At 58.3% G+C, this 19,402-nt stretch carries 17 protein-coding genes, 1 tRNA gene, 1 pseudogene and 2 riboswitches; of the genes and pseudogenes, 10 read left to right on the forward strand and 9 right to left on the reverse strand.

The window, feature by feature from the left end; genetic code table 11:
- Window positions 1-108 precede the first annotated feature (108 nt).
- On the reverse strand, window positions 109-2,037 hold the full coding sequence (locus PVA48_RS00365; protein WP_423232055.1) for a TonB-dependent receptor plug domain-containing protein: 1,929 nt from the start codon (window positions 2,035-2,037) through the stop codon (window positions 109-111).
- A gap of 111 nt (window positions 2,038-2,148) precedes the next feature.
- Window positions 2,149-2,288, reverse strand: a riboswitch (cobalamin riboswitch).
- Between the two features lie 342 nt (window positions 2,289-2,630).
- On the opposite strand from PVA48_RS00365, the gene PVA48_RS00370 reads away from it, so the two are divergent.
- From PVA48_RS00370 to PVA48_RS00395, 6 genes and pseudogenes are all read left to right on the forward strand, one after another.
- Window positions 2,631-5,207: a cobyric acid synthase gene (locus PVA48_RS00370; protein ID WP_102728319.1), complete on the forward strand. Its 2,577-nt coding sequence runs from the start codon at window positions 2,631-2,633 to the stop codon at window positions 5,205-5,207.
- Window positions 5,208-5,210: 3 nt separating this feature from the next.
- Window positions 5,211-6,194 carry an adenosylcobinamide-phosphate synthase CbiB gene (gene cbiB / locus PVA48_RS00375; protein ID WP_102728318.1) on the forward strand — a complete coding sequence of 328 codons (984 nt, stop codon included), beginning with the start codon at window positions 5,211-5,213 and terminating at the stop codon, window positions 6,192-6,194.
- A gap of 133 nt (window positions 6,195-6,327) precedes the next feature.
- Window positions 6,328-7,239, forward strand: a complete 912-nt coding sequence (gene cobT / locus PVA48_RS00380) for a nicotinate-nucleotide--dimethylbenzimidazole phosphoribosyltransferase (protein WP_423232056.1) — start codon at window positions 6,328-6,330, stop codon at window positions 7,237-7,239.
- A 19-nt stretch (window positions 7,240-7,258) separates the two neighbouring features.
- A pseudogene (gene cobS / locus PVA48_RS00385) lies at window positions 7,259-7,998 on the forward strand (adenosylcobinamide-GDP ribazoletransferase).
- Window positions 7,995-8,756: a cobamide remodeling phosphodiesterase CbiR gene (gene cbiR, locus PVA48_RS00390; protein WP_423232057.1), complete on the forward strand. Its 762-nt coding sequence runs from the start codon at window positions 7,995-7,997 to the stop codon at window positions 8,754-8,756. The pseudogene cobS and the gene cbiR overlap by 4 nt, the downstream one beginning before the upstream one ends.
- A 27-nt stretch (window positions 8,757-8,783) precedes the next feature.
- Window positions 8,784-9,371 carry a bifunctional adenosylcobinamide kinase/adenosylcobinamide-phosphate guanylyltransferase gene (locus PVA48_RS00395; RefSeq protein WP_102728314.1) on the forward strand — a complete coding sequence of 196 codons (588 nt, stop codon included), beginning with the start codon at window positions 8,784-8,786 and terminating at the stop codon, window positions 9,369-9,371.
- A gap of 7 nt (window positions 9,372-9,378) precedes the next feature.
- Here PVA48_RS00395 and PVA48_RS00400 read toward each other — a convergent pair whose 3' ends face one another.
- Window positions 9,379-10,389: an acyltransferase family protein gene (locus PVA48_RS00400; protein WP_102728313.1), complete on the reverse strand. Its 1,011-nt coding sequence runs from the start codon at window positions 10,387-10,389 to the stop codon at window positions 9,379-9,381.
- Between the two features lie 144 nt (window positions 10,390-10,533).
- Window positions 10,534-10,681, forward strand: a riboswitch (cobalamin riboswitch).
- A gap of 35 nt (window positions 10,682-10,716) precedes the next feature.
- On the opposite strand from PVA48_RS00400, the gene PVA48_RS00405 reads away from it, so the two are divergent.
- The 4 genes from PVA48_RS00405 to PVA48_RS00420 all read left to right on the forward strand — a co-directional run bounded on the left by PVA48_RS00405 (window position 10,717) and on the right by PVA48_RS00420 (window position 14,892).
- A complete protein-coding gene (locus PVA48_RS00405; protein ID WP_423232058.1) occupies window positions 10,717-13,404 on the forward strand; it encodes a beta strand repeat-containing protein in 2,688 nt (895 codons plus the stop codon).
- Window positions 13,380-14,441, forward strand: a complete 1,062-nt coding sequence (locus PVA48_RS00410; RefSeq protein WP_423232059.1) for an autotransporter outer membrane beta-barrel domain-containing protein — start codon at window positions 13,380-13,382, stop codon at window positions 14,439-14,441. The genes PVA48_RS00405 and PVA48_RS00410 overlap by 25 nt, the downstream gene beginning before the upstream one ends.
- On the forward strand, window positions 14,357-14,674 hold the full coding sequence (locus PVA48_RS00415; protein WP_423232060.1) for an autotransporter domain-containing protein: 318 nt from the start codon (window positions 14,357-14,359) through the stop codon (window positions 14,672-14,674). Before PVA48_RS00410 ends, PVA48_RS00415 begins: the two co-directional genes overlap by 85 nt.
- 135 nt (window positions 14,675-14,809) lie before the next feature.
- Window positions 14,810-14,892, forward strand: a tRNA-Leu gene (locus PVA48_RS00420).
- Between the two features lie 200 nt (window positions 14,893-15,092).
- On the opposite strand, the gene PVA48_RS00425 is transcribed toward PVA48_RS00420, so the two are convergent.
- From PVA48_RS00425 to PVA48_RS00455, 7 genes are all read right to left on the reverse strand, one after another.
- Window positions 15,093-15,662 (reverse strand): hypothetical protein, encoded by a 570-nt coding sequence (locus tag PVA48_RS00425; RefSeq protein ID WP_102727038.1) that lies wholly within the window; start codon window positions 15,660-15,662, stop codon window positions 15,093-15,095.
- A 16-nt stretch (window positions 15,663-15,678) separates the two neighbouring features.
- Window positions 15,679-15,930, reverse strand: a complete 252-nt coding sequence (locus PVA48_RS00430) for a hypothetical protein (RefSeq protein WP_146019265.1) — start codon at window positions 15,928-15,930, stop codon at window positions 15,679-15,681.
- A 25-nt stretch (window positions 15,931-15,955) separates the two neighbouring features.
- Complete coding sequence (locus tag PVA48_RS00435; protein WP_146018121.1) at window positions 15,956-16,393, reverse strand: RHS repeat domain-containing protein; 438 nt, start codon at window positions 16,391-16,393, stop codon at window positions 15,956-15,958.
- A 51-nt stretch (window positions 16,394-16,444) separates the two neighbouring features.
- Window positions 16,445-17,356, reverse strand: coding sequence for a polysaccharide pyruvyl transferase family protein (locus tag PVA48_RS00440; RefSeq protein WP_102749503.1), 912 nt, complete (start codon window positions 17,354-17,356; stop codon window positions 16,445-16,447).
- Window positions 17,349-17,531, reverse strand: coding sequence for a hypothetical protein (locus PVA48_RS00445; RefSeq protein ID WP_146021113.1), 183 nt, complete (start codon window positions 17,529-17,531; stop codon window positions 17,349-17,351). Before PVA48_RS00445 ends, PVA48_RS00440 begins: the two co-directional genes overlap by 8 nt.
- Before the next feature lie 218 nt (window positions 17,532-17,749).
- On the reverse strand, window positions 17,750-18,160 hold the full coding sequence (locus tag PVA48_RS00450) for a hypothetical protein (RefSeq protein WP_102727035.1): 411 nt from the start codon (window positions 18,158-18,160) through the stop codon (window positions 17,750-17,752).
- Between the two features lies 1 nt (window position 18,161).
- Window positions 18,162-19,253: a hypothetical protein gene (locus PVA48_RS00455; protein WP_146021112.1), complete on the reverse strand. Its 1,092-nt coding sequence runs from the start codon at window positions 19,251-19,253 to the stop codon at window positions 18,162-18,164.
- Window positions 19,254-19,402 lie beyond the last annotated feature (149 nt).

Consider the following 19,402-nt stretch of genomic DNA (forward strand, 5'->3'; position numbering starts at 1 on the left):
CACCGGAAAACAAAAAGCCCATCTTCCGCCCGTGGCTGTTCCCTTCGCCTGAAACAGCCCGCAAGACGGAAGATGGGGGTGCAATCAACAATTAGTCCTGAAAAGCAATTAGAATTCGACCGTCACGCCGCCGAAGACTCCCAGCCCCCGGGCCTGGCGCGGTCCGAAGTTATAGTCATTCGTGATGATGAAATTCTGGTCAAACAGGTTTTCCACACGCACATGAAACGCCACATTGTCCGTCACCTGGTACCTGGCGAACAAACGCGCCGTAAAGAAGTTGTCCAGACGGGCATAGTTGTAGTCCGTACGGCCCATGGCGGATGTTACGCCGAAGCCGACCGTCAGTTTTTCAACCGGAGAGGTATAAACCTCCGCGTTGATGGTGTGGCGGGCAGTATTGGCCATCTGGATGGTTTCATATTTGCCGATGGAGTCGCGCTTGGGCATCGTGAAGGTGTAGTTGGCATAATAGCCGCTGTTCCACGCATCCTTGAACTGCCCCTTGAACGCTACTTCCACGCCATAGGAAGTGGCGTGGGAGAAGTTGTCGTAAGTCGTGTAGGAGTTGGGCCACGTGCCTACGCTCCTGGTGCCGATTTCATCGTTGATGCGGGTCCAGAATCCCGTCACGGAAGCGTAATGGTTGTCCGCCAGGCGCTGTTCCACGCCCAGGTCTCCGCCCAGGGATTTGGACACATCCAGGTCCGGATTGCCCACGTAGCCGTAATTGGCGGCGTACTGTTCAAAGTAGGTGGGGGCGCGGAATCCGGAACCCACGGAACCGAAAATACGGGTGGGGGAATCCTTGCCCGTCACCTTCCAGGAATTGGAATAACGCCACGTGAAGTGGTTGTTCCAGACGGAATCATGCTCCAGGCGCAGGGCCACGCTGGCGTCAAAGTTGTCCGTGGGCGCCCACATCTGCTCCGCAAAGAAGGCAAGCGTGCTCTGCCATTCATCCTTGGCCACGTAATTGTTTTCGCTCATGTAGTCGGAGCGGTCCCAGGCCATGCCGGCGACCGTCTTCCATTCCTTGTTCCACGTAAGTGCATTGCGCCATTCCGTCTGGAAGCGGCGGTTGCACATCACGTTGGGCTGGAAATCGAAGCCCGGCGTATGCGTGGAATAGTCCATGTTGTAATGCCCGATCATGAAGCTGGTGGACCACAGCTTGGTAATTTCCGCATCCACGCGCCCCGTCACCAGGTTGCTGCGGTTCTTGTCTTCCGTGTTGTACAGGTGGGGGTCCGTCACGGCGGGCCACTGGTCGTAATCCACATACGGCGTGGGGTATTCAAAGTAGGAATCCAGGCGGCGGTAGGTAAAGCCCACCTTCACCTTGTCATTGACGTCATAGCCCAGGCGCACGGCTTCCTGCCACTGGCGGAAGTCGTTCATGCCTTTCCGGTTGTCATAAATGGCCGGATAAATGGTGGGATCGTTTTCCGTGGATTCAAACCCCACGCCCACAAAGTAGGAAAGCTTCTTGATCTTGCCTGAGGAAGTCGCGTAGCTGTTGAAGGAATGGAAAGAACCGGCTTCCGCAAAAATCCTGGTCACGGGATCGCCTTCCCCTTCCGGGGTGTCCATGGCGACAACGCCGCCAATGGCGCCGGAACCGAAGACGGCGCCCTGGGCGCCCTTCACCACTTCCACATTGTCCACCGTAAAGAGATTGGTGATCCCCAGCAGCTTGTTGCCGGACATGTTGACATCACTGATGCGCATGCCGTCAACCATGGTCAGGGTGTAGGTTTCCTTGTTCATCCCGCGGATGACGGTGTTGCTCACGGAACCGCGCTGCCAGGTGCCGCCGCCGTCCAGCGTGAAGACGCCGGGAGTCTGGGAAAGGGCTCCTGTCAGGGTTTCAATGCCCGCTTTCTGGAATTCTTCCGGATTGATGATGGAAACGGATACCCCGGACCGGTTGTACGGCACGCCCGTAAAGTGGGACGCCATGGTCAATTCCGGCATGACCTGCATGGTTTCCGAACTGGCGGAGGGCTTGGAGTCTTCTTTTAGCAGACTCGGCAAGAGAGGACTGGCCTGCGAATGCGGCAAGGCCAACGGCAATAGCGCCCATCTGAAGGGCTTTCTTCGTATAAAGCATGGTTGTGGTGCCTTACGTTCGGTAACTCGCCGAACAGTTGGACAACCCCACAGGCTGGTCTTCTGGCTTGCGAGACAGGCTCGCTTACAGTGGCGGTACCGCTCCGGATTCACACCGGTATTCCCCAATCTATTTCCTGCCCGGCTACGGGCGTCCCTGAGGTCTGTAACCCTTCCCATGAGGGTTCATGAGACGGATGAAATACCAAAGAGACCGGTATGACAAGCCAAAAAAATTTTCTTTGAACATTCCGCCGCTTTATGGACGCTTCCTCTTTTCAGCCGCCGCGCGCCATCCCGTTTTTCCAACCGGAGTTCTCCATTTTTGTCTTGTCACCCCCGGCGCGTACAGGACATGATGCGCCCATGACACGCCTTTCACCCTCCTTCCCGCAGCGGGGAAGGATTTCCGTTTTCAGAGGAGTTCCCAACTTCCGGAAAAACCGTTTCTTCAAGGCGTTTCCTTCCTTTTTCCGGAACAGGCGCCATCCTGGAACGCCGGTCTTAATTACTACGGCATGAACAGTTTTTCACACGGAGGGGATTTAAAATCCCTGGCGGCGGACGCCGGACGGCCCGAACGGGAGATTCTGGATTTCAGCGTCAACCTGAGGCCGGAGGGAATGCCGGAGTTCATTGCCTCCGCGCTGTGGAAGGCCATGGATGCAGCCGTTCCCTACCCCTCCCCGGACATGGCGGAGCTGCGGGAACTGGCGGCGGTTCATTACGGGCTGCCTTCCGGTTGCTTCACCTTCGGCAACGGAGCCAACGAACTGATTCACGCCCTCCCGCGCGCGCTGGAACTGAAACGGGCCGTCATTCCGGAACCCGCTTTTTCCGAATACAGGCTGGCCTGCCTGCGCCACGGCACGGACGTTCTTTCCATCCGGACGGAGGAACGGGATTCCTTCATTCCGTCTTCCCTCCTGCCGGCGGAACAGGCCGCAGACGGAAGCGCCGTTTTCCTGGCTAATCCCTGCAATCCATCCGGCGGGCTGCTGGACGTTCCGGCCCTGCGGCAGGCCGTGCGGAACCGCCCCGGAGTCGTCTGGATTATTGACGAATCCTTCATTGACTACGCGGACGGAACGGAATCGCTTCTCCGTGACGCGGCCCTTCTGCCCAACCTGGTTGTCCTGCGTTCCCTGACCAAATTTTACGGCATCGCCGGCGTCCGGTGCGGCTTTTCCGTCTGCGCCGCTCCACTGGCGGAACGGCTGAGGCAGTCCCTGCCCGCGTGGAACGTGAACGCCTTTGCAGCGACTGCGGCGCGGGCCGTGCTGGAACAGCCGCCTTCATGGGCGGACGGGGAACGCGCCCTGAACCGGGAACGCCGGGAAGACCTGTTCCGCAGGCTTTCTGCCCTGCCGGGCGCCGCCGTGCTGCCGTCCGGGGCCAACTTCCTGCTCTTCCGTCTGGCGGGGGCGCCTTCCGGCCTGGCCGCCCGGCTCCTGAAAAACCACGGCATCGCGCTGCGCGACTGCTCCAATTATCCGGGGCTGGAAAACGGCGGCTGGTTCCGTGCAGGCGTCCGCACGCCGGAAGAACACGCCCTGCTGGCAGAGGCCCTGCGGGCCGAGCTGAAGGGAGGCGGCCCCGCCATTCTCCGCAAACTGCCCAAACCGGCCCTGATGATTCAGGGCACCTGCTCCGATGCTGGAAAAAGCGTGCTCACGGCGGCCCTGTGCCGCATTTTTCTTCAGGACGGCCACCGGGTGGCCCCGTTCAAGGCGCAGAACATGGCCCTCAACTCCGGCGTAACCGCGCTGGGGGAGGAAATGGGCCGCGCCCAGATGGTGCAGGCCCAGGCCTGCCGCATCGACCCGGATGCCAGGATGAATCCCATCCTGCTCAAGCCCCATTCCAACACCGGCTCCCAGGTGATCGTGATGGGGCGTGCCGTAGGCCACATGGAGGCGCGGGAATATTTTACGGCCAAAAGGCGCTTCTGGCCGGACGTGCGCCGGGCGTACGATTCCCTGGCGGACGAGTATGACGTCCTCTGCCTGGAAGGGGCCGGAAGCCCCGGAGAAATCAACCTGAAATCCGCAGACGTGGTGAACATGAACATGGCCCGCTATGCGCGCGCCAAAGTTCTGCTCACCGGGGACATTGACCGGGGCGGCGTGTACGCCTCCTTCCTGGGGACGTGGATGACGTTCGCCCCCTGGGAAAAAGAGCTGCTGGCGGGCTTTGTGGTCAACAAGTTCCGCGGAGACCCGGAGCTGCTGGCCCCGGCGCACAGCTACATGCTGGACCGTACGGGCAGGCCCGTGCTGGGCGTCATCCCGATGATACGGAACATCAGCATTCCGGAAGAGGACCGGGCCGCTCTGCCCTTTGAACAGGACGAGCAAGCCAGGCACGCGGACTGCCTGGACGTGGCCGTAGTGATGCCCGCCCACGTCTCCAACTTCACGGACTTCGCCCCGCTGGCGGCGGAGCCGGACGTTCGCCTCCGCCAGGTGCGGACACGGGAGGAATGGGGGAACCCGGACCTGGTCATCCTGCCCGGCACCAAGAGCGTGGCGGCGGACCTGGCCGGACTGCGCGCCGCAGGGCTGGAAGAACCCATCCGCCGGCACGCTGAACAGGGAAAGTGGATGCTGGGCGTCTGCGGCGGCCTGCAAATGCTGGGAACGGACATTCTGGACCCGCTGCACATGGAATCCGCGGAGGAACGGACGCCGGGGCTTGGCCTGCTGGAGCTTTCCACCACTTTCGCCGCCGCCAAAACCCTGCTCAACGTGCGCCGGGCAAGCACGCCGCTGGCCCCTCCCGCGGCGGGCTATGAAATCCACCACGGCGTCACCCGCCATGAGGGAGCGAGCGTCCCCATCATGTTCCGGGAAGACGGCTCCCCCTGCGGCTACGGCAAAGGCCGAATCTGGGCCACGTACCTGCACGGCATGCTGGACGGCGACGAGTTCCGCCGCGCGTTCATCAACATGGTCAGAGTGGATTCCGGTTTGTCCCCCAATCCATCCCTGCACGCCTCCTATGACCTGGACGGCGCGCTGGACCGCCTGGCGGACGTAGTCCGGGAGCATCTGGACCTCAAGGCCATCTACCGTATTCTTCAACTGAAACGCTGACCCATGCTTCCGTGCCCGTTCATCCTGCCTGCGGCCCTTCTGCTGGATATTCTGGCGGGGGATCCGCCCAACAGGTTCCATCCCGTCTGCCTGATCGGCTGGTGCGCGCGCCGCGCGGAAACCCTGGCACGGCGGCTGTGGGGAGGGACTTTTACGGCGGGAACGGCGGCGGCTTTAGGAACCTGCGCCGCCGCATGGCTTGCCTGCGCGGTATTCTGCCTTCCCTTTTCCGTCTTCCCCTCCCCGTGGATTCCCTGGATTCCGGCCGTTCTGGTCATTTACATCTGCATGGCCCCGCGCGGCCTGGCGGAACATGCGCTGCGGGTGGCGAACGCCCTGCGCAGCGGGAAGGACGGCGAGGCGCGGCACGCCGTTTCCATGATCGTAGGGAGGGACACGGAACGGCTGGACCGTCACGGCATGGCCAGGGCGGCTATTGAAAGCGTGGCGGAAAATCTGACGGACGGCGTCTTTTCCACCTTGTTCTGGGCTACAGCAGGCTGTTTGGCAGGAGGTCCTTTCGGCGCGGCCTTCGCCGCGCTGACGCACCGCGTTTTCAATATTCTGGATGCCATGTGGGGGAAAAAGAACGACCGGTACAGACGCTTCGGCACCTTTGCCGCCCGCACGGACGATGCGCTCAACTTTATCCCCGCGCGCCTCATCCTGCCGTGCATTTCCCTGGCGGCCCTCTTCGTGAAGGGAACCTCCGCCCGGAGGGCGCTCACTACGGGCTGGGCCTTCCGCCGCGCCCATGCCAGCCCAAACTCCGCCTGGAGCGAGGCGGCCTTCGCGGGCGCGCTGGGCCTCCGCATCGGCGGTCCGGTCTCCTACAAGGGGATTCCTGCGGACTATCCGTGGATAGGAACCGGGCGCACGGAAGCCGCCGTCAGTGACCTGGCCCTGGCCATACGCCTCATGTGGATGACCGCCGCCGCGGGCACGCTGGTCTTCTCCCTCATCCTTTTCTTCATTCCCCGCTTCTGACCATCATGAACAAACTGCATATTCCCCCGCTGGACGAACAGGCCGCCAAAACCGCCCTGGAACATCAGAAAATACTGGCCAAGCCCCCCTCGCGCTGGGGAAGCTGGAACCCGTAGCCATCCAGATTGCCGCCATGACCGGCAATCCCGCGCCGCGCCTGAAGGACAAAGCCGTGGTCCTCTTCGCCGCGGACCACCACATTGCCGACCACGGCCTCAGCCTGACGTCCACGGACGTCACTTACATCCAGACCCGCAATTTCCTTCAAGGCGGCGGCACCATCAACGCCTTCACGCGCAACGCGGGAGCCCGCCTCTCCGTGGTGGACGTGGGCGTGAATTACGACTTCGGCGACCTGCCGGGGCTGGTGAAAAGAAAAGTTATGCACGGAGCCAACGATTTCAGCAGGGGCCCGGCCATGACAAGGGAACAGGCGCTGGAATGCCTGCAAGTGGGAATCGACATGGCCCGGGAGGAAAAAGCCAGGGGGCTGGACATCGTGGCAGCCGGAGAAATGGGCATCGGCAATACCACGCCCTCTTCCGCCATCGTGGCCGTGCTCACGGGAACCCCGGTGGAAACCGTGACGGGGCGCGGCTCCGGCGTCAAGGGGGAAGTCATCCGTAAAAAAATAGAGCTCATCGAACAGGGAATCGCCCTGAACAACCCCGACCCTTCCGACGCCATCGACGTGCTGGCGAAGGTAGGAGGACCGGAAATAGGGGCCATGGCCGGACTGATGCTGGGCGCGGCCTCCCTGCGCGTCCCCATCGTCATTGACGGCTTCATTGCCGGGGCGGCGGCAGCCATCGCCCAGGGCATACGCCCGGAAGCGGCTCAGTACTTCATCGGTTCCCACAACTCCGCGGAACCGGGGCACAAGCTCATCATGGACCACATCGGCGTCACCATGTACATGGACCTGGGCCTCTGCCTGGGGGAAGGCACGGGGGCGGCCCTGTTCTTTCCTCTGCTGGACGCCGCCACGCGCGTGCTGTCTGAAATGAAAACCCTGCCGGAACTGGACATCACCGTTCCGCGCTAACTCCTCCTTTCCCTGCGCCATGGCCGTCATTACCACCATCCGCTCCGCCTTCGGCTTCCTGACCCGGCTGCCCGTAGGCCCGTGGCCGCTGCAAAACGACCTGAACGGCATCTCCGCATGGCTCCCGCTGGTCGGTCTCGTCGTGGGAGGGCTGGCAGGCGGCCTGACCTGGGCGGCCACCCTGCTCTTCCCCTCGCTGGTCTGCGGCGTCATCGGCTGCGCCTGCTGGGTAGCCATCACGGGCGGCCTGCATCTGGACGGAGTGGCGGACTGCGGGGACGGACTGCCCGTGGAAGTGCCGAGGGAACGCAGGCTGGAAATCATGAAAGACTCCCGCCTGGGCACCTTCGGCGGCACGGCCCTGTTCTTTAACCTGGCCTTCAAGGGCGCCGCGCTGGCGGCGCTGGCGGCCTGCGGTTCATGGGAGCTGCTGCTCACGGCGTGCGCGCTGGCCGGGCTGCTGGCCCGCAGCCAGATCTTCATCGCCATGCGCTTTCCGGGCGCGCGCCCCGGCGGCATGGGGAAGCCTTCAAGCAAGGGACGCGCCCCGTCCACGACCTGATAGCCGCCGCCGTCACCCTGGCTGCCTGCGCGCTGGCAGGATGGCACGGGCTGTACGCCCTGCTCACGGCCCTGGCCGGTTCCACGGCCCTGCTCCTGTATGCCCGCCGCCGCCTGGGAGGCGTCACCGGGGACGTGTTCGGCTGCACCGTGGAATGCACGGAATGGCTCGTCCTGCTCACCTTCTGCACCTTATGAAAACTCCGCACAAATGCCGCGTTCCGGGCCTCAACATCGGCTGCACCTCCTTCATCATCCCGGACTACTACGTCCCCGCCATCAGGGAATGCGTCCATTACGCGGATGACATCGCCCTGCTCCTGCTGGAAGCCGGAGAGCACGGGGAGGGACTCATTACCCCGGCGGAAATCCGGGAGCTGGCCGGAATCGCCGCGGACGCCGGGGTCAAGTGGAACGTCCACCTGCCCACGGACGGCGGCTTCGCCACGGAGGAATCAGGGCGCCGCTACACGGAAAACATCATCCGCGCCATTGACCTGACCCGGGAACTGGAGCCCCACACGTGGGTCATGCACGTGGTTACGGACCACATTCCCGGCCCGGACATGCGCCCCCATCTTACGGAGCGTGAAACGGAACGCATCCTCCGCAGCCTGGAGCAAATCACGCCCCATCTGCCCGCTCCGGAATGCCTGGCCCTGGAAAACCTGGAACGCCACCCGACCGACTACCTGGACAAGCTGGTCTCCGCCACGCCCCATTCCCGCTGCTTTGACATAGGCCATGTCTGGAAGGAAGGCCTGCGGCCGGAAGAACTGCTGCCGCTCTGGCTGCCGGACATACGCATGTGCCACCTGCACGGGCTGGAAAAACGGGACCACAAATCCCTGCACCACATGGCCGCCGCCACGCTGGACGCCATCCTCCACCCCATGTGGGACATCCGTTTCTCCCCCTCATCACTCTGGAAGTCTTCAGCCTGGACGACTTTCTGAACTCCCACCAGGCCATGCTGGAATCCCATGAACGCTACATCTCCAAACACTGACGCCAATCCCGCACGCATGACGCTCGTCCTGGGCGGCATCAGAAGCGGCAAAAGCCAATACGCCGAACAGATAGCCGCCGGATTCGGGAAAAAAATCCTGTACGTCGCCACGGCGGAGGTGTGGCCCGGAGCCGGATCCATGGAATACCGCGTGCGCAAGCACCGGGAACGGCGCCCGGCAAGCTGGCTTACGCTGGAATGCCCCCGCCATGTGGCCGCCGCCGTCCGGGAATCCGGCCTGCTGGATCAGGTGGACGGCGTCATTCTGGAATGCGTAACCCTGCTCACCTCCAATACCCTGTACGCCCAGAAGGACCCTACGGACTACGAACCATTCCAGGAAGCGCTGATTGAGGAAATAGAGGCCTTGAAGGAACTTATCCCCCAATCCCCCGTGCCCTGGGTTCTGGTCTCCTCTGAAACCGGCATGGGCATCAGCCAGGCGGACGCGGAAACGCGCCACTACTGCGACGGGCTTGGCATCGCCAACCAGCTTCTAGCCAAAAGCGCGGACGAAGTTTACTTCATGGTTGCGGGGCTTCCCGTAACCGTAAAAAAATAGCAGACGGTCAATTCTTCAGCGCAATATACTTCAACACTGCCGGACACATCCGCGCCAGTAAAAAGTACAGTCCGCTCAGAGCCAGAAAAACAAGGGGTACGGCCATTCCCCATATCCAGAAGCTTCCCCTTGGAAAACCGAGCCTGAGCATGCCCTCATAAACCAGGGCATGCGCGGCATATACAAAAAAGACGGAGGGAGCCAAACGGGCGCAGAAAGAGGAGATTCCCGGAAAATACCGCATCATCAAGAAGGCGCAGGATGCCAGCCACAGCACGCCCATGCACAAGGATAACGCAGACTCCTGAACGGTGCTGTACATTTCCCATATAAAAATAACGGGAAACACCATCAGCACGTACAGCCACGCTTTACCGACTGCATTCTTCAACTCTTCAAGGGAATAACGGCACAAAAACATGCCAAGGGCAAATGCTCCAAAACCCCTGGGATGGATAACGCAGAAAACCTTGTCCATGTATTCGAAGGACAAGTAAAGGGAATTGCTCGTACTGAAAAGCACCAGGGAGGCCATGGACAGAATGAGCAGACAGGCCCGCGGCATCCGGAATAACGCTCCTGAAACCAGCACAAACACCATTAAATCCCGCAAAAACCATAAAACAGTTCCCAAAGGAGGGCGCCCTATTCCCAGACCGATCATCCATTTTACAATGTCCGCGGGAAACCCGAACAAGGCCATGGAAACGAAAATCCAAAACAAATAGGCACACAGAATCAGAAACGCTTTTCTCCAGTTAAGCCAGGGCACCGGGGCCGGGCTGCCCCCATACTTCCGGGCCAGGAAGTAACCCGCCGCCATGAAAAAGAAAAATACGCCCGCACGTGTTGCATACACAGTGAAGCCATGAGAAGCGGGAGTATGCTGGATCATGATAAGCAACATGGCCAGCACACGGATAATATCTACCCACGGGTCACGGCACTTCTCCGTCAGTTTCCTTCCCCGGACGATGCCCGGCGCATGTGAAGGAGAGTTCGTTAACGCTTCATACATATGCCAAATACAATAACGAACATCCGGGGCGCCATGATAGCATGGCCGTCCTTCATGGCAATACGAAACAGGGAGCCAAACGCAAGAAAAAGTTCCAATTGACAGGGTCCGGAGGATATGTTAGGCATGCCATGCCTCCCTCACCAACCGGAGGCGCTTCCGGGAAGCCCGTGGTACGGGCAGGAAATAGATGGGGAATCCGGTGTGAATCCGGAGCGGTACCGCCACTGTATATTGCACGGCTTAAAAACCTGCAATGAGCCAGATCGCCAGCCCCGAAGTATTTTATGAACCGCCGGCGAGTATTCCGGCATTCAGACCATACACATGCATTCATCCAACACGCTCCGCTTGAACGGAGCAGACTATGATGGTCCGGCCTCCTTGAAGTCCGGAATGTTCAACACTCCTGAAAAAACACCGTGCCACGCCAGGCACCGGATGCAGGCTGTGGCTATGACCCTGGCCTGCCTCGGCATGCTGGGAACGGTCCATGCCCAGGATACTGCCAGGGAAGACCTGGCCGGCGCTTATGACGCCACTGTAGCCAGAACCGCCTCAGATGCGGCCCTGGGAACGGTCTCCGCCACATTCAACGTGACAGGCTCCAGCAACGTGCGCGGAATCTGGGGAAAATCAGGCACCCTCAGCATTGGCGCGATTGCCGGGGATGCCGTATTCAACGTCTCCTCCACGGCAAACAACGCCTTCGGCATTGACACCTCCTCCGGAGTCAATGTGGACATCGGCACCCTAGCAGGAACATTCAACATCTCCGCAGCCAGAACGAATGCCACCGGCATCCGGAGCTACGGGAAAATACTCTCCATCGGAACGATCACGGAAGACGCCCTCATCTCCATCACGGCCAATTTCTCCTCCAATGGCATTTACGCCTATCAGGGGCGCCTGGACATTGGAACGATGGCCGGCAAAATCTCCGTGGACCTGGGAACAGGAAACTATGCGAGGGGACTGTATGCCTACGGAAATACCATGGACTACCAGGGCCCGCGCTACAAGGACGTCAACATCGGCACCTTTTCCTCCACCGGCAGCATTTCCGCGGCGACGGCCGGCGGCTACGGAGCCAGAGGCATCCAGTCCAACTACGGGCAGGTGAACATTACCCGGCTGGACGGTCAAATCACCGCAGCCTCCGGCTCCAATGATGAAAGCGAGGACTTTTCCGCCATCGGCATTGAAGCCAGGGAAAACATCACGCTGGGCGACATGGGAGCAACGGGAAGCGTTACCGCCACGACCAACGGCATGGACGCCTACGGCCTCTTCGCCGGAGAAGAAGGGGGTTACCAGACCCATTCCAATATTACCATCGGCAATGTGGGCGGCTCCATCCGGGCGGAAGCCATGGCCGGAACGGCCGCCGGGGCACGTTCCACGGGCTCCCTGTCCGTGGGAAACATCAGCGGTTTCATCTCCGCCTCCTCCACGGGAGCTGCGGAAGCCTACGGGCTGCTGGCGGAATTCTCCCTGACCACCGGCACTATCAACGGAACCGTCAGAGCGGCAACTGCCGGCAGCACGGCGGCGGCCCTGATGGGAGGAGCCGGCATCACGACGACCATCGGTTCCACCGGCGTCATTGAAGCAACGGCGACGGGGGACGAAGCAACGGGGTATGCCCTGTACAGCGGGTCCAATACGGGTTCCGGCTTCTCCACGGAAAACACGGCGGACAACGTCACCGTCCACGCCGGAGCTTCCATCAGCGGCATCTGGGAACTGGGCGGCTCCGGAGCGGAAGGCTCCGTGGATACCATTACGCTGCTGTCCGGAACGGACGCCGCTCCGGGACTGTTTGACTATACGGTGAGGACAACCGTCAACACCAGCAAGTCCGATACGGCCACCCACCATTCCTCCGTCACGCTCAACGTGGGCAGTGCGGACAACGAAGCGAACTGGACCATCTCCACGGAAAAAACTGCCGGCCTGTTCAACCGGGTCAACGTGGGCCACGGCTCTGCCGTCACCTTGACCGGGAACTCCCAGATACTCCGTGACGGGGCCGTCGTCAACAACCAGGGCTCCATCTCCGGCAGCGGCACGCTCACCATTGCGGAAGGCATGACGCTGCTCAACGGGACCCTGGTGCAGAATGCGGCGGGAACGGCCCTGGAAGTGGGCTTTGACGGCCTGAACGTAACTCTGGACCTGGCGCAAAACGCCACGGTAGGCGCCACGGTGCTCAACGCCACGGATTCCGCCTGGGTCGTCACGCTGGACCAGATCAAGAACGGCATCACCGCCATGTACGGAGCCAGGGTGGACAACTTCCAACTGGAAAACTACCGCATGAGCTACCGCCTCCAGGGCCAGGTATTCCTGGGTGAAGGCGCCCCCATCGTCGTCAACCCCGGAGAAAGCATCCATGTGGGGGAAGGCTCCAAGGTCATCATCGGGGAAAACCTGCCTGAGCACGGCATCGTGCTGGAAGGCGGGGAGGCTGACTTGAGCCAGTCGGACGCCGTCATTTCCTCCGGAGCCGTCAGCGGCGTTTCCGGACAACTGACGCTGGCGGGCAAGGATGAAAAGGAACAGACCCTGAACTGGGAACACTCCGGCACGGCAGGCTACAGCGCCTCCGCCGCCGACGGAGGCGCCTTCGCGAACCTCAACGTCACGGCACAGGATGTGAAGGTTGTCGCCAGGGGTTCCTATGCGGCGGAAAACGTCGTCATCAGCAACAACGCCACCCTCGTTCTGGACGGCTGGGACGCCAGTCTGGGCGTGGAAGGCGGGAGCATCCGCCTGGGTGAGGCATTCGCCCATCCGGCTAATCCGGGGCATCTGGTGCTGAACGGCTCCACCGTTCTATCCGGCGTGGAAACCAACAGCGGTTCTACCGTCTCCGGTTCCGGCGCCTTCAAGGGAGAGGTTACCTATTACGGCAGTGAAATCGTGATCGGCTCCGGCTCCTCCGCAGGCTACCACAACTATGAAGGCGGCCTGAACGCGTGGGGGGAGTGCAGGAACTCACGTTCATCGTGAACGGAACGGCGGCGGCGGACGCCGCCCATACCGGAGCGGACACCTATTCCCAAATGAACGTCTCTTCCTCCTACCATGTGGATGGAGCGCACGTCAATGTGGTCATTGGAGACAACCTGCTTTTCAGCAAGGAACAAAGCTTCTCCCTCTCCCTGGTCAACCTGGACCCCGATACGGTCATTGATCCGGACGGATCCCTGTGGGACCTCACCGGCATCGACCCCACGCTGAAGGGCCGCACGGACCTGGTCACGGATACCGGCTTCACGGTTTCCGACGACGGCCTGCACCTGATTTTCAGCGGCAAGGTCAACATCAACGCCGTGAAGGCCCTGCGCGGAGAGGAAGCCTCCCGCATCGCCAACACGCTGTGGTCCTCCGTCCGGGTGGTGGACAGCTTCGCCCATACGGCGGCTTCCCAACTGGATTTCCGCGGACCGGGAGCGCGCAACATCTGGTTCTCCGGGCTGGGGGACTTCATGAACGTCTCCTCCGCCACGGGAGCCTCCGGCTTTGACTACAAGGGCGGCGGCTATGCCGTGGGCATGGACTACGCCTGGACGAAAAACTGGATATCCGGCGCGGCCTTCGGCCAGACCTTCGGTTCCTTCCACTCCGCGGACAAGCAGTTCAAGGCAGACCAGGACGGCCTGATGCTGGCCCTCTACCAGCGTTACCACCGCGACCTGCTCCGTGGAAACAGCGTGGACATTGACGGCTACTTCACCTACGGCCGCATGGACAACGATGCGGACGGCACGCTGGGCGGCAGACCCGCCACCGCCTCCTGGAACGATGACGTGTACGGCTTCGGCCTGAAGGGAACCTGGAACATCCGCCTGAGCAGCACGGATGTGCTGAAACCCTTCGCAGGCATTGAATTCCTGCACGGCTCCCAGGGTTCCTTCGGGAGCGTTCCGGTTCCGGCACCGCCTGGTACCAGGACGGCTCCGTGCAGAACTGGAGCATCCCCGCCGGCGTCACCTGGCAGAAGCAGATCGCCGTCGGCAGGGGCCAGTACCTGCTGCCGCAGATGACGGTTGCCTACGCCGGAGACGTCTCCCGCCGCAACGCTTCCGTGAAAACGGACGCCTTCGGCACGCCCTTCCGGGTAGACGGCGTCCATCCGGGACGCCACGCCCTGATTGTCCATGCGGGGCTGAACTGGGTCATTTCCAGCGCCTGGAGCGCCGGAGCCTTCTACCATCTGGAACAGAGGGAACACATGACCAACCAGAGCGTTAACGCTACCGTGCGCTACTCGTTCTAAACGTTCTTCCCATTCGGAAACATTCCGGAGGGAATCCACTGTGGATTCCCTCCGTTTTTTCGGCAGGCTTCCCACATTCCACAGGAAATTCTTGACTCCACAGCCCTCTTGCCGCTTAATTCTTCCACTTCACGTGCCGTCGTGGCGGAATGGTAGACGCGCTCGACTCAAAATCGAGTTCCAAAAGAGTGTGGGTTCGAGTCCCACCGGCGGTACCAATAAATAAACCCTGAAAGCTTAATCCTTTCAGGGTTTTCTTTTATCAGTTAACAGCTCTCGGTTAAGAAGCAGAAAACTGAAAGCAATAATTTCCAGAAGAAACACTCGTGTGTTTATATAGATATAATTTCTGAAACTTTTTCCGGAACACTATATCTATAAATAAAATCATCAGTAATTACATACTTTATATTAAAAATTATTCTACTGTAATTTTCCAATATTCGCCCTCGCGATGTAATTTTACATGCAACAAATGAACTAGTCTTTCTGCTTCCCTGCAAAAATCTCCTACAATATCGTCATGGGATTCTCCTTGTTGAAGATGCCACCAATGGTATTCCATTTCCGGAATCAATCCAAATTCATCCACCCCTGTATAGTTTCCAAGTAAATCTGATAAATGCTGAAGCATGTCTTTTTCAGATTCTACTCCTCCTTTCAAACCACAGACAACATCTTGAAGACATCCAAGACAATAAAGCCTAACGGCATCCTTGCCTTTTGGAGGAATTATTCTGGCGGCTGAGGCAAATGCTCGGAGATCGTCCTGCAACTCAAAATAATTAATTGAAAGCTCTCCAAAATGCGAACTCAACAAAAGCAGGGCTTCGTCCATTTCTTCGCCCAGGGAATTATGTAAAGAATCAATTGCCCATTTCACATAATCATTTAAATCTTCCAAAAAGACTCCTTCAAAGGCCAGTACCTGCTTGCTTGTTGGCCGTGCAAGGAGAGCTTCAATCATGTTTTTTTCAATCTTTGCCATTAATTAATTCTTTTTATTATAAAGCCATAACTCCTCCTACAATAGCACCAATTGGGACAGTACCGATTTCCTCCGGTAATGCAATTTGAGGCCCCAATTGTCCACCAATGAAAGCAGCTAGCGCTCCTGCTAATGCACCTTCCCAAAATGCATCCCATCCACTGCCAACCGGTTCTTGCACAGGCCCAGAATCCGAAATTAGAACTTGAAATGGTCCAGGACCAGTAAGCAACGCCACTTCGTCTATCCATTCACGTACTACTTCCAATTCAGGATGTATCGTAATGAATTAATTATTTTATAGAAATAATCTTAGTGCAGTTCACTGCATTTAACCTAGCTTTCAAAAATTCCGTACGATGATTATCCCATGATTCTTTTGTACCATACTTTCTCCAATAATCTGTAAAATCTCTTTCACGACGTGTTTTGGATGCCGTGAACCATTGGAAAAATCTTTTTATATTCTCTTGACAACACTCTCCAAAGGAACACGATTTGACAGTAGGATGTTTTCCATCAAATGGACCTCTTTCTATTAAACCAAGTAAATCAACAAGCTTGACCGGATTATTGAGAATCATTCTATAAACATTATTCCCTATCTTTTCAGCAATAGGATCTCTATTGATCCACCTGCCGTCAGCTGAATTGTAATGACGATAATTGTAATAGACGAGAGTAAGTTCCTCATCACAATATTCGCTACTCCACTGCATAGGTTGAATCACATCTCCTGCCCATGCCTTTTCCCTGGAGAGGAGCTTATGGACGGAAACAGACTATTCGCGGACAAGGGAAAATATCTCGGGAAAAAGTACGGAAAGTTCAGAGTGAGGAAGGAGATTCGCTCTTGGATGATCGGACAGGGATTGACGATAAACTCCGGAAAGTTTTCCGTAGTTGTTGTCCAGGAAGTATACCCGGCATCCGGCAAGCAGACCTGCAATGCAGATGTGCAGGCGGTCTGAAATGACGATGTCCAATTCCTTCAGAATAGAGAGAAGGCCCCCTATTAGAAAAGCCTGCTCGGCAGAACCGTCACCCCAGCCATTCCAAAGATCGGAAATATCACGTCCCAGGATCAATTCCGCAGGCAGAGCGCTCTCCTTGCCCCGGCGCGGCAGAAAAGCCCCCTGCTGCCAGTAATTTTCGCGGAATGCGCAGAAAGAAGATTCCTGCACGGATTCCCGGATTTTTTCCAGGAGGGAAACCGCCCATGGTTCCGGACAAGCGGGAGTTCCCTTTTCTTCCAGGATAAAAGACGGCAAGGAATTAGGGCAGAAGTAAAGAGCCATGTCGTCCGCCGGGAGAAATTGCGCCCGATCATTGAGCGAAAGGCAATAATCCAGGGAACGCTGTTCCCGGCAAAAGACCAGGTGCCTTTCATCAAAGGAACGAATAAGAGAATCTACCTGATAAAAGCTGTGCGGAAGGATAATGCACCGTTCCACTGAGCGGGCCGTCAGTTCCTCTTTCTGCTCATCCAGAGAACCGTAAAAGGACACGAACCTTCCGCCACCGCCATACACCACATGCCGATGAGGTTTTTCCTGCGCCGGCAGATGATGGCGACGGAAAAACTGCCGCGTGGCGATGTCAATAAGCAAATCTCCTATGTTGCCATGGTTGGCGCAATATTGAAATCCACCCAGTTTAATGAGAGCAGGAAGAATGGAAATGGATTCAGGCATGCGGTATGATTTCACAAAATTCGTTAAGAGTGCCCAGGCAATCCCTGGAAGAAACGTGTGGCACTTCCAGTCCCATCTTGCGCCAGACGCAGATCTGGTGGAGAAGCTCCGTTCCGGAGCCTTCGCAGATGTTATGGAACACGTTGACGAATAATCGTTTAATTGGAATATTCATAATTGTATAGGGAATTGCAATGAATAAGAAAAAGAGATGGTCCATGCTCCTGACGAATATGGCGAATCCGGACGTGCTGAATCTCTCGTTGTGCGGTTAAAAAATGAGCTGCATGCAGCGACGCCTGCTCCATTCGGAGCATCCATGCCTATTGGCGTAAAACGGAAAGCTCCCGCCTTTGGGCATCCCCCCTTGAACGATAACGGATGGGCTGCCTGCTATTGACGGCTATCCGTAAAATGTTTGAAAAATGCCACCGCCCCCGCTTCCGGAATTGTAAATTCTGGATAATTTGCGTTGGTGAACAGTTTACGGGCTCCCCGGCCATTGACAGCTTCCACGGTCAGGGTAACCGCTTCCACTGTTTTGACCATGTCTTCGCTACCCTCCGTGGATGTGCCGGTCATGCACATATCCAGCCTCGCCCATGCCTGAACGGCCTTCCATTCGTCAGACAGAACGGTAAGGGCGGACACTACTTCGGAAAAAGCCTGCAACTGTTCCGGCGTCAGCTCCCGGTGCCTGTAGCGCTGATTCTGAACAAACCCCGCCATATCCGGGAAAACGGCAGTCAACGTGAATTCATCCCACTTGCCGGGTCGCGGGAAATAAAATTGTAATTCTTTCATGTTAAATTGTTTCTATTTTAAGATAGTCAGCCGGATTAATCCCTTGGATGACGCTTACCCTGAACATGGCCATCTCTGCGGAGCAAGTATCTATAATAGCGTAGTGGACGTCATTGCTGACGAGCCCCAGAGAAACTTCCCCCAGGTAATAAGCTTGTGGATTAAGATGACGGCGGTTGAAATTGTAGTGGTTCCCGTGCCCGGAGCTTATCCCCGTATGCCGGGCCAGATAAATACTGCAGGTACCGGATGAAGAGGGAACCGCAATCAAATCAAGCCGGGATACCCAGTCCAGGCTCAAGGCAGCCCAGGAAAGCTCCGTTACAACCTGTCCGTCTCCGGACCTGGCCACTACTTTTCTGCTGGCTGCATCCACATAAAAAAGCGGTCCGGGAATATTCTCCACCGTTGTGGCGGTGACGGTTCCGGAATACCCGGTCCAGCCGAATTTAGTTTGAGTCGCGGCCAAATTCACACCGGAAAGCAGAGACATCACCAGCGCATAGCTGCCGGTTCCGGCAGGGCTGATGGCTCCTCCGTAATTGGTATTGGTGACGGCAGACTTGACCAGGACGCATTTGTGCGCCGTCAGCGTGCCCGCCCAGGACAGCCCGCACCAGTCCGCCAAGGAACGCTCCATCTTGACGTTGCTTCCCTCCAGGGTGGTAACGGTTCCGTTCGCGTGGTCCAGATGGTACACATTCCTCAGAACGGACATGACGGCGTGGCTGCCCGCGTTGAGGCCGGTTGTGGAGGCTCCGGCCGCAAGCGCGGATACGGCATTGATACCGCCGTTGGCATTGACGGTTCCGGAAAAGGTGGACGCCTCCGCCGTCAGATTTTTCAAAACGGCATCTTCTCCCAGCCGAATGCCGCCCTGGGCAGCCAATCCCAGAGCGGCTACTTTAAAAGTCTGTGTTACCAGTGCATGTTCGTCGGACACCTCCACCGCATCCGTAGGGGCCACAAAGATATACTGTCCGGAGTTTTCCGTTTCCAGAACAGTCAGGCAAGAAGCATCGGAGAGAAGAGCCTGGACAGAGCATGCTGCCGTACATGTCAGCGCATAAGCCGCGCCCGGTATGGTATTCACTTTCATTGAGCAGATTTAGCACCGGAAAAGAGACAGGAATCATCCATGCTGATACGTGCATGCCTCCTGCCACTTCCCCGGAGGAAGGCACGCCGCATGCGGAGCCAACCGACATGAAAAAATGACACCGCTTGACAGAAAAGATAAAC

This window comes from Akkermansia sp. JRP_AM1 (assembly GCF_049262625.1).
GTDB lineage: Bacteria > Verrucomicrobiota > Verrucomicrobiia > Verrucomicrobiales > Akkermansiaceae > Akkermansia > Akkermansia massiliensis.

Coding starts and splice junctions, on each gene's coding strand:
- PVA48_RS00370 (WP_102728319.1), top strand. CDS start 2,631: ATGAACAGTTTTTCACACGGAGGGGATTTAAAATCCCTGGCGGCGGAC.
- cbiB (WP_102728318.1), top strand. CDS start 5,211: ATGCTTCCGTGCCCGTTCATCCTGCCTGCGGCCCTTCTGCTGGATATT.
- cobT (WP_423232056.1), top strand. CDS start 6,328: ATGACCGGCAATCCCGCGCCGCGCCTGAAGGACAAAGCCGTGGTCCTC.
- cbiR (WP_423232057.1), top strand. CDS start 7,995: ATGAAAACTCCGCACAAATGCCGCGTTCCGGGCCTCAACATCGGCTGC.
- PVA48_RS00395 (WP_102728314.1), top strand. CDS start 8,784: ATGAACGCTACATCTCCAAACACTGACGCCAATCCCGCACGCATGACG.
- PVA48_RS00400 (WP_102728313.1), bottom strand. CDS start 10,389: ATGTATGAAGCGTTAACGAACTCTCCTTCACATGCGCCGGGCATCGTC.
- PVA48_RS00405 (WP_423232058.1), top strand. CDS start 10,717: ATGCATTCATCCAACACGCTCCGCTTGAACGGAGCAGACTATGATGGT.
- PVA48_RS00425 (WP_102727038.1), bottom strand. CDS start 15,662: ATGGCAAAGATTGAAAAAAACATGATTGAAGCTCTCCTTGCACGGCCA.
- PVA48_RS00440 (WP_102749503.1), bottom strand. CDS start 17,356: ATGCCTGAATCCATTTCCATTCTTCCTGCTCTCATTAAACTGGGTGGA.
- PVA48_RS00445 (WP_146021113.1), bottom strand. CDS start 17,531: ATGAATATTCCAATTAAACGATTATTCGTCAACGTGTTCCATAACATC.
- PVA48_RS00450 (WP_102727035.1), bottom strand. CDS start 18,160: ATGAAAGAATTACAATTTTATTTCCCGCGACCCGGCAAGTGGGATGAA.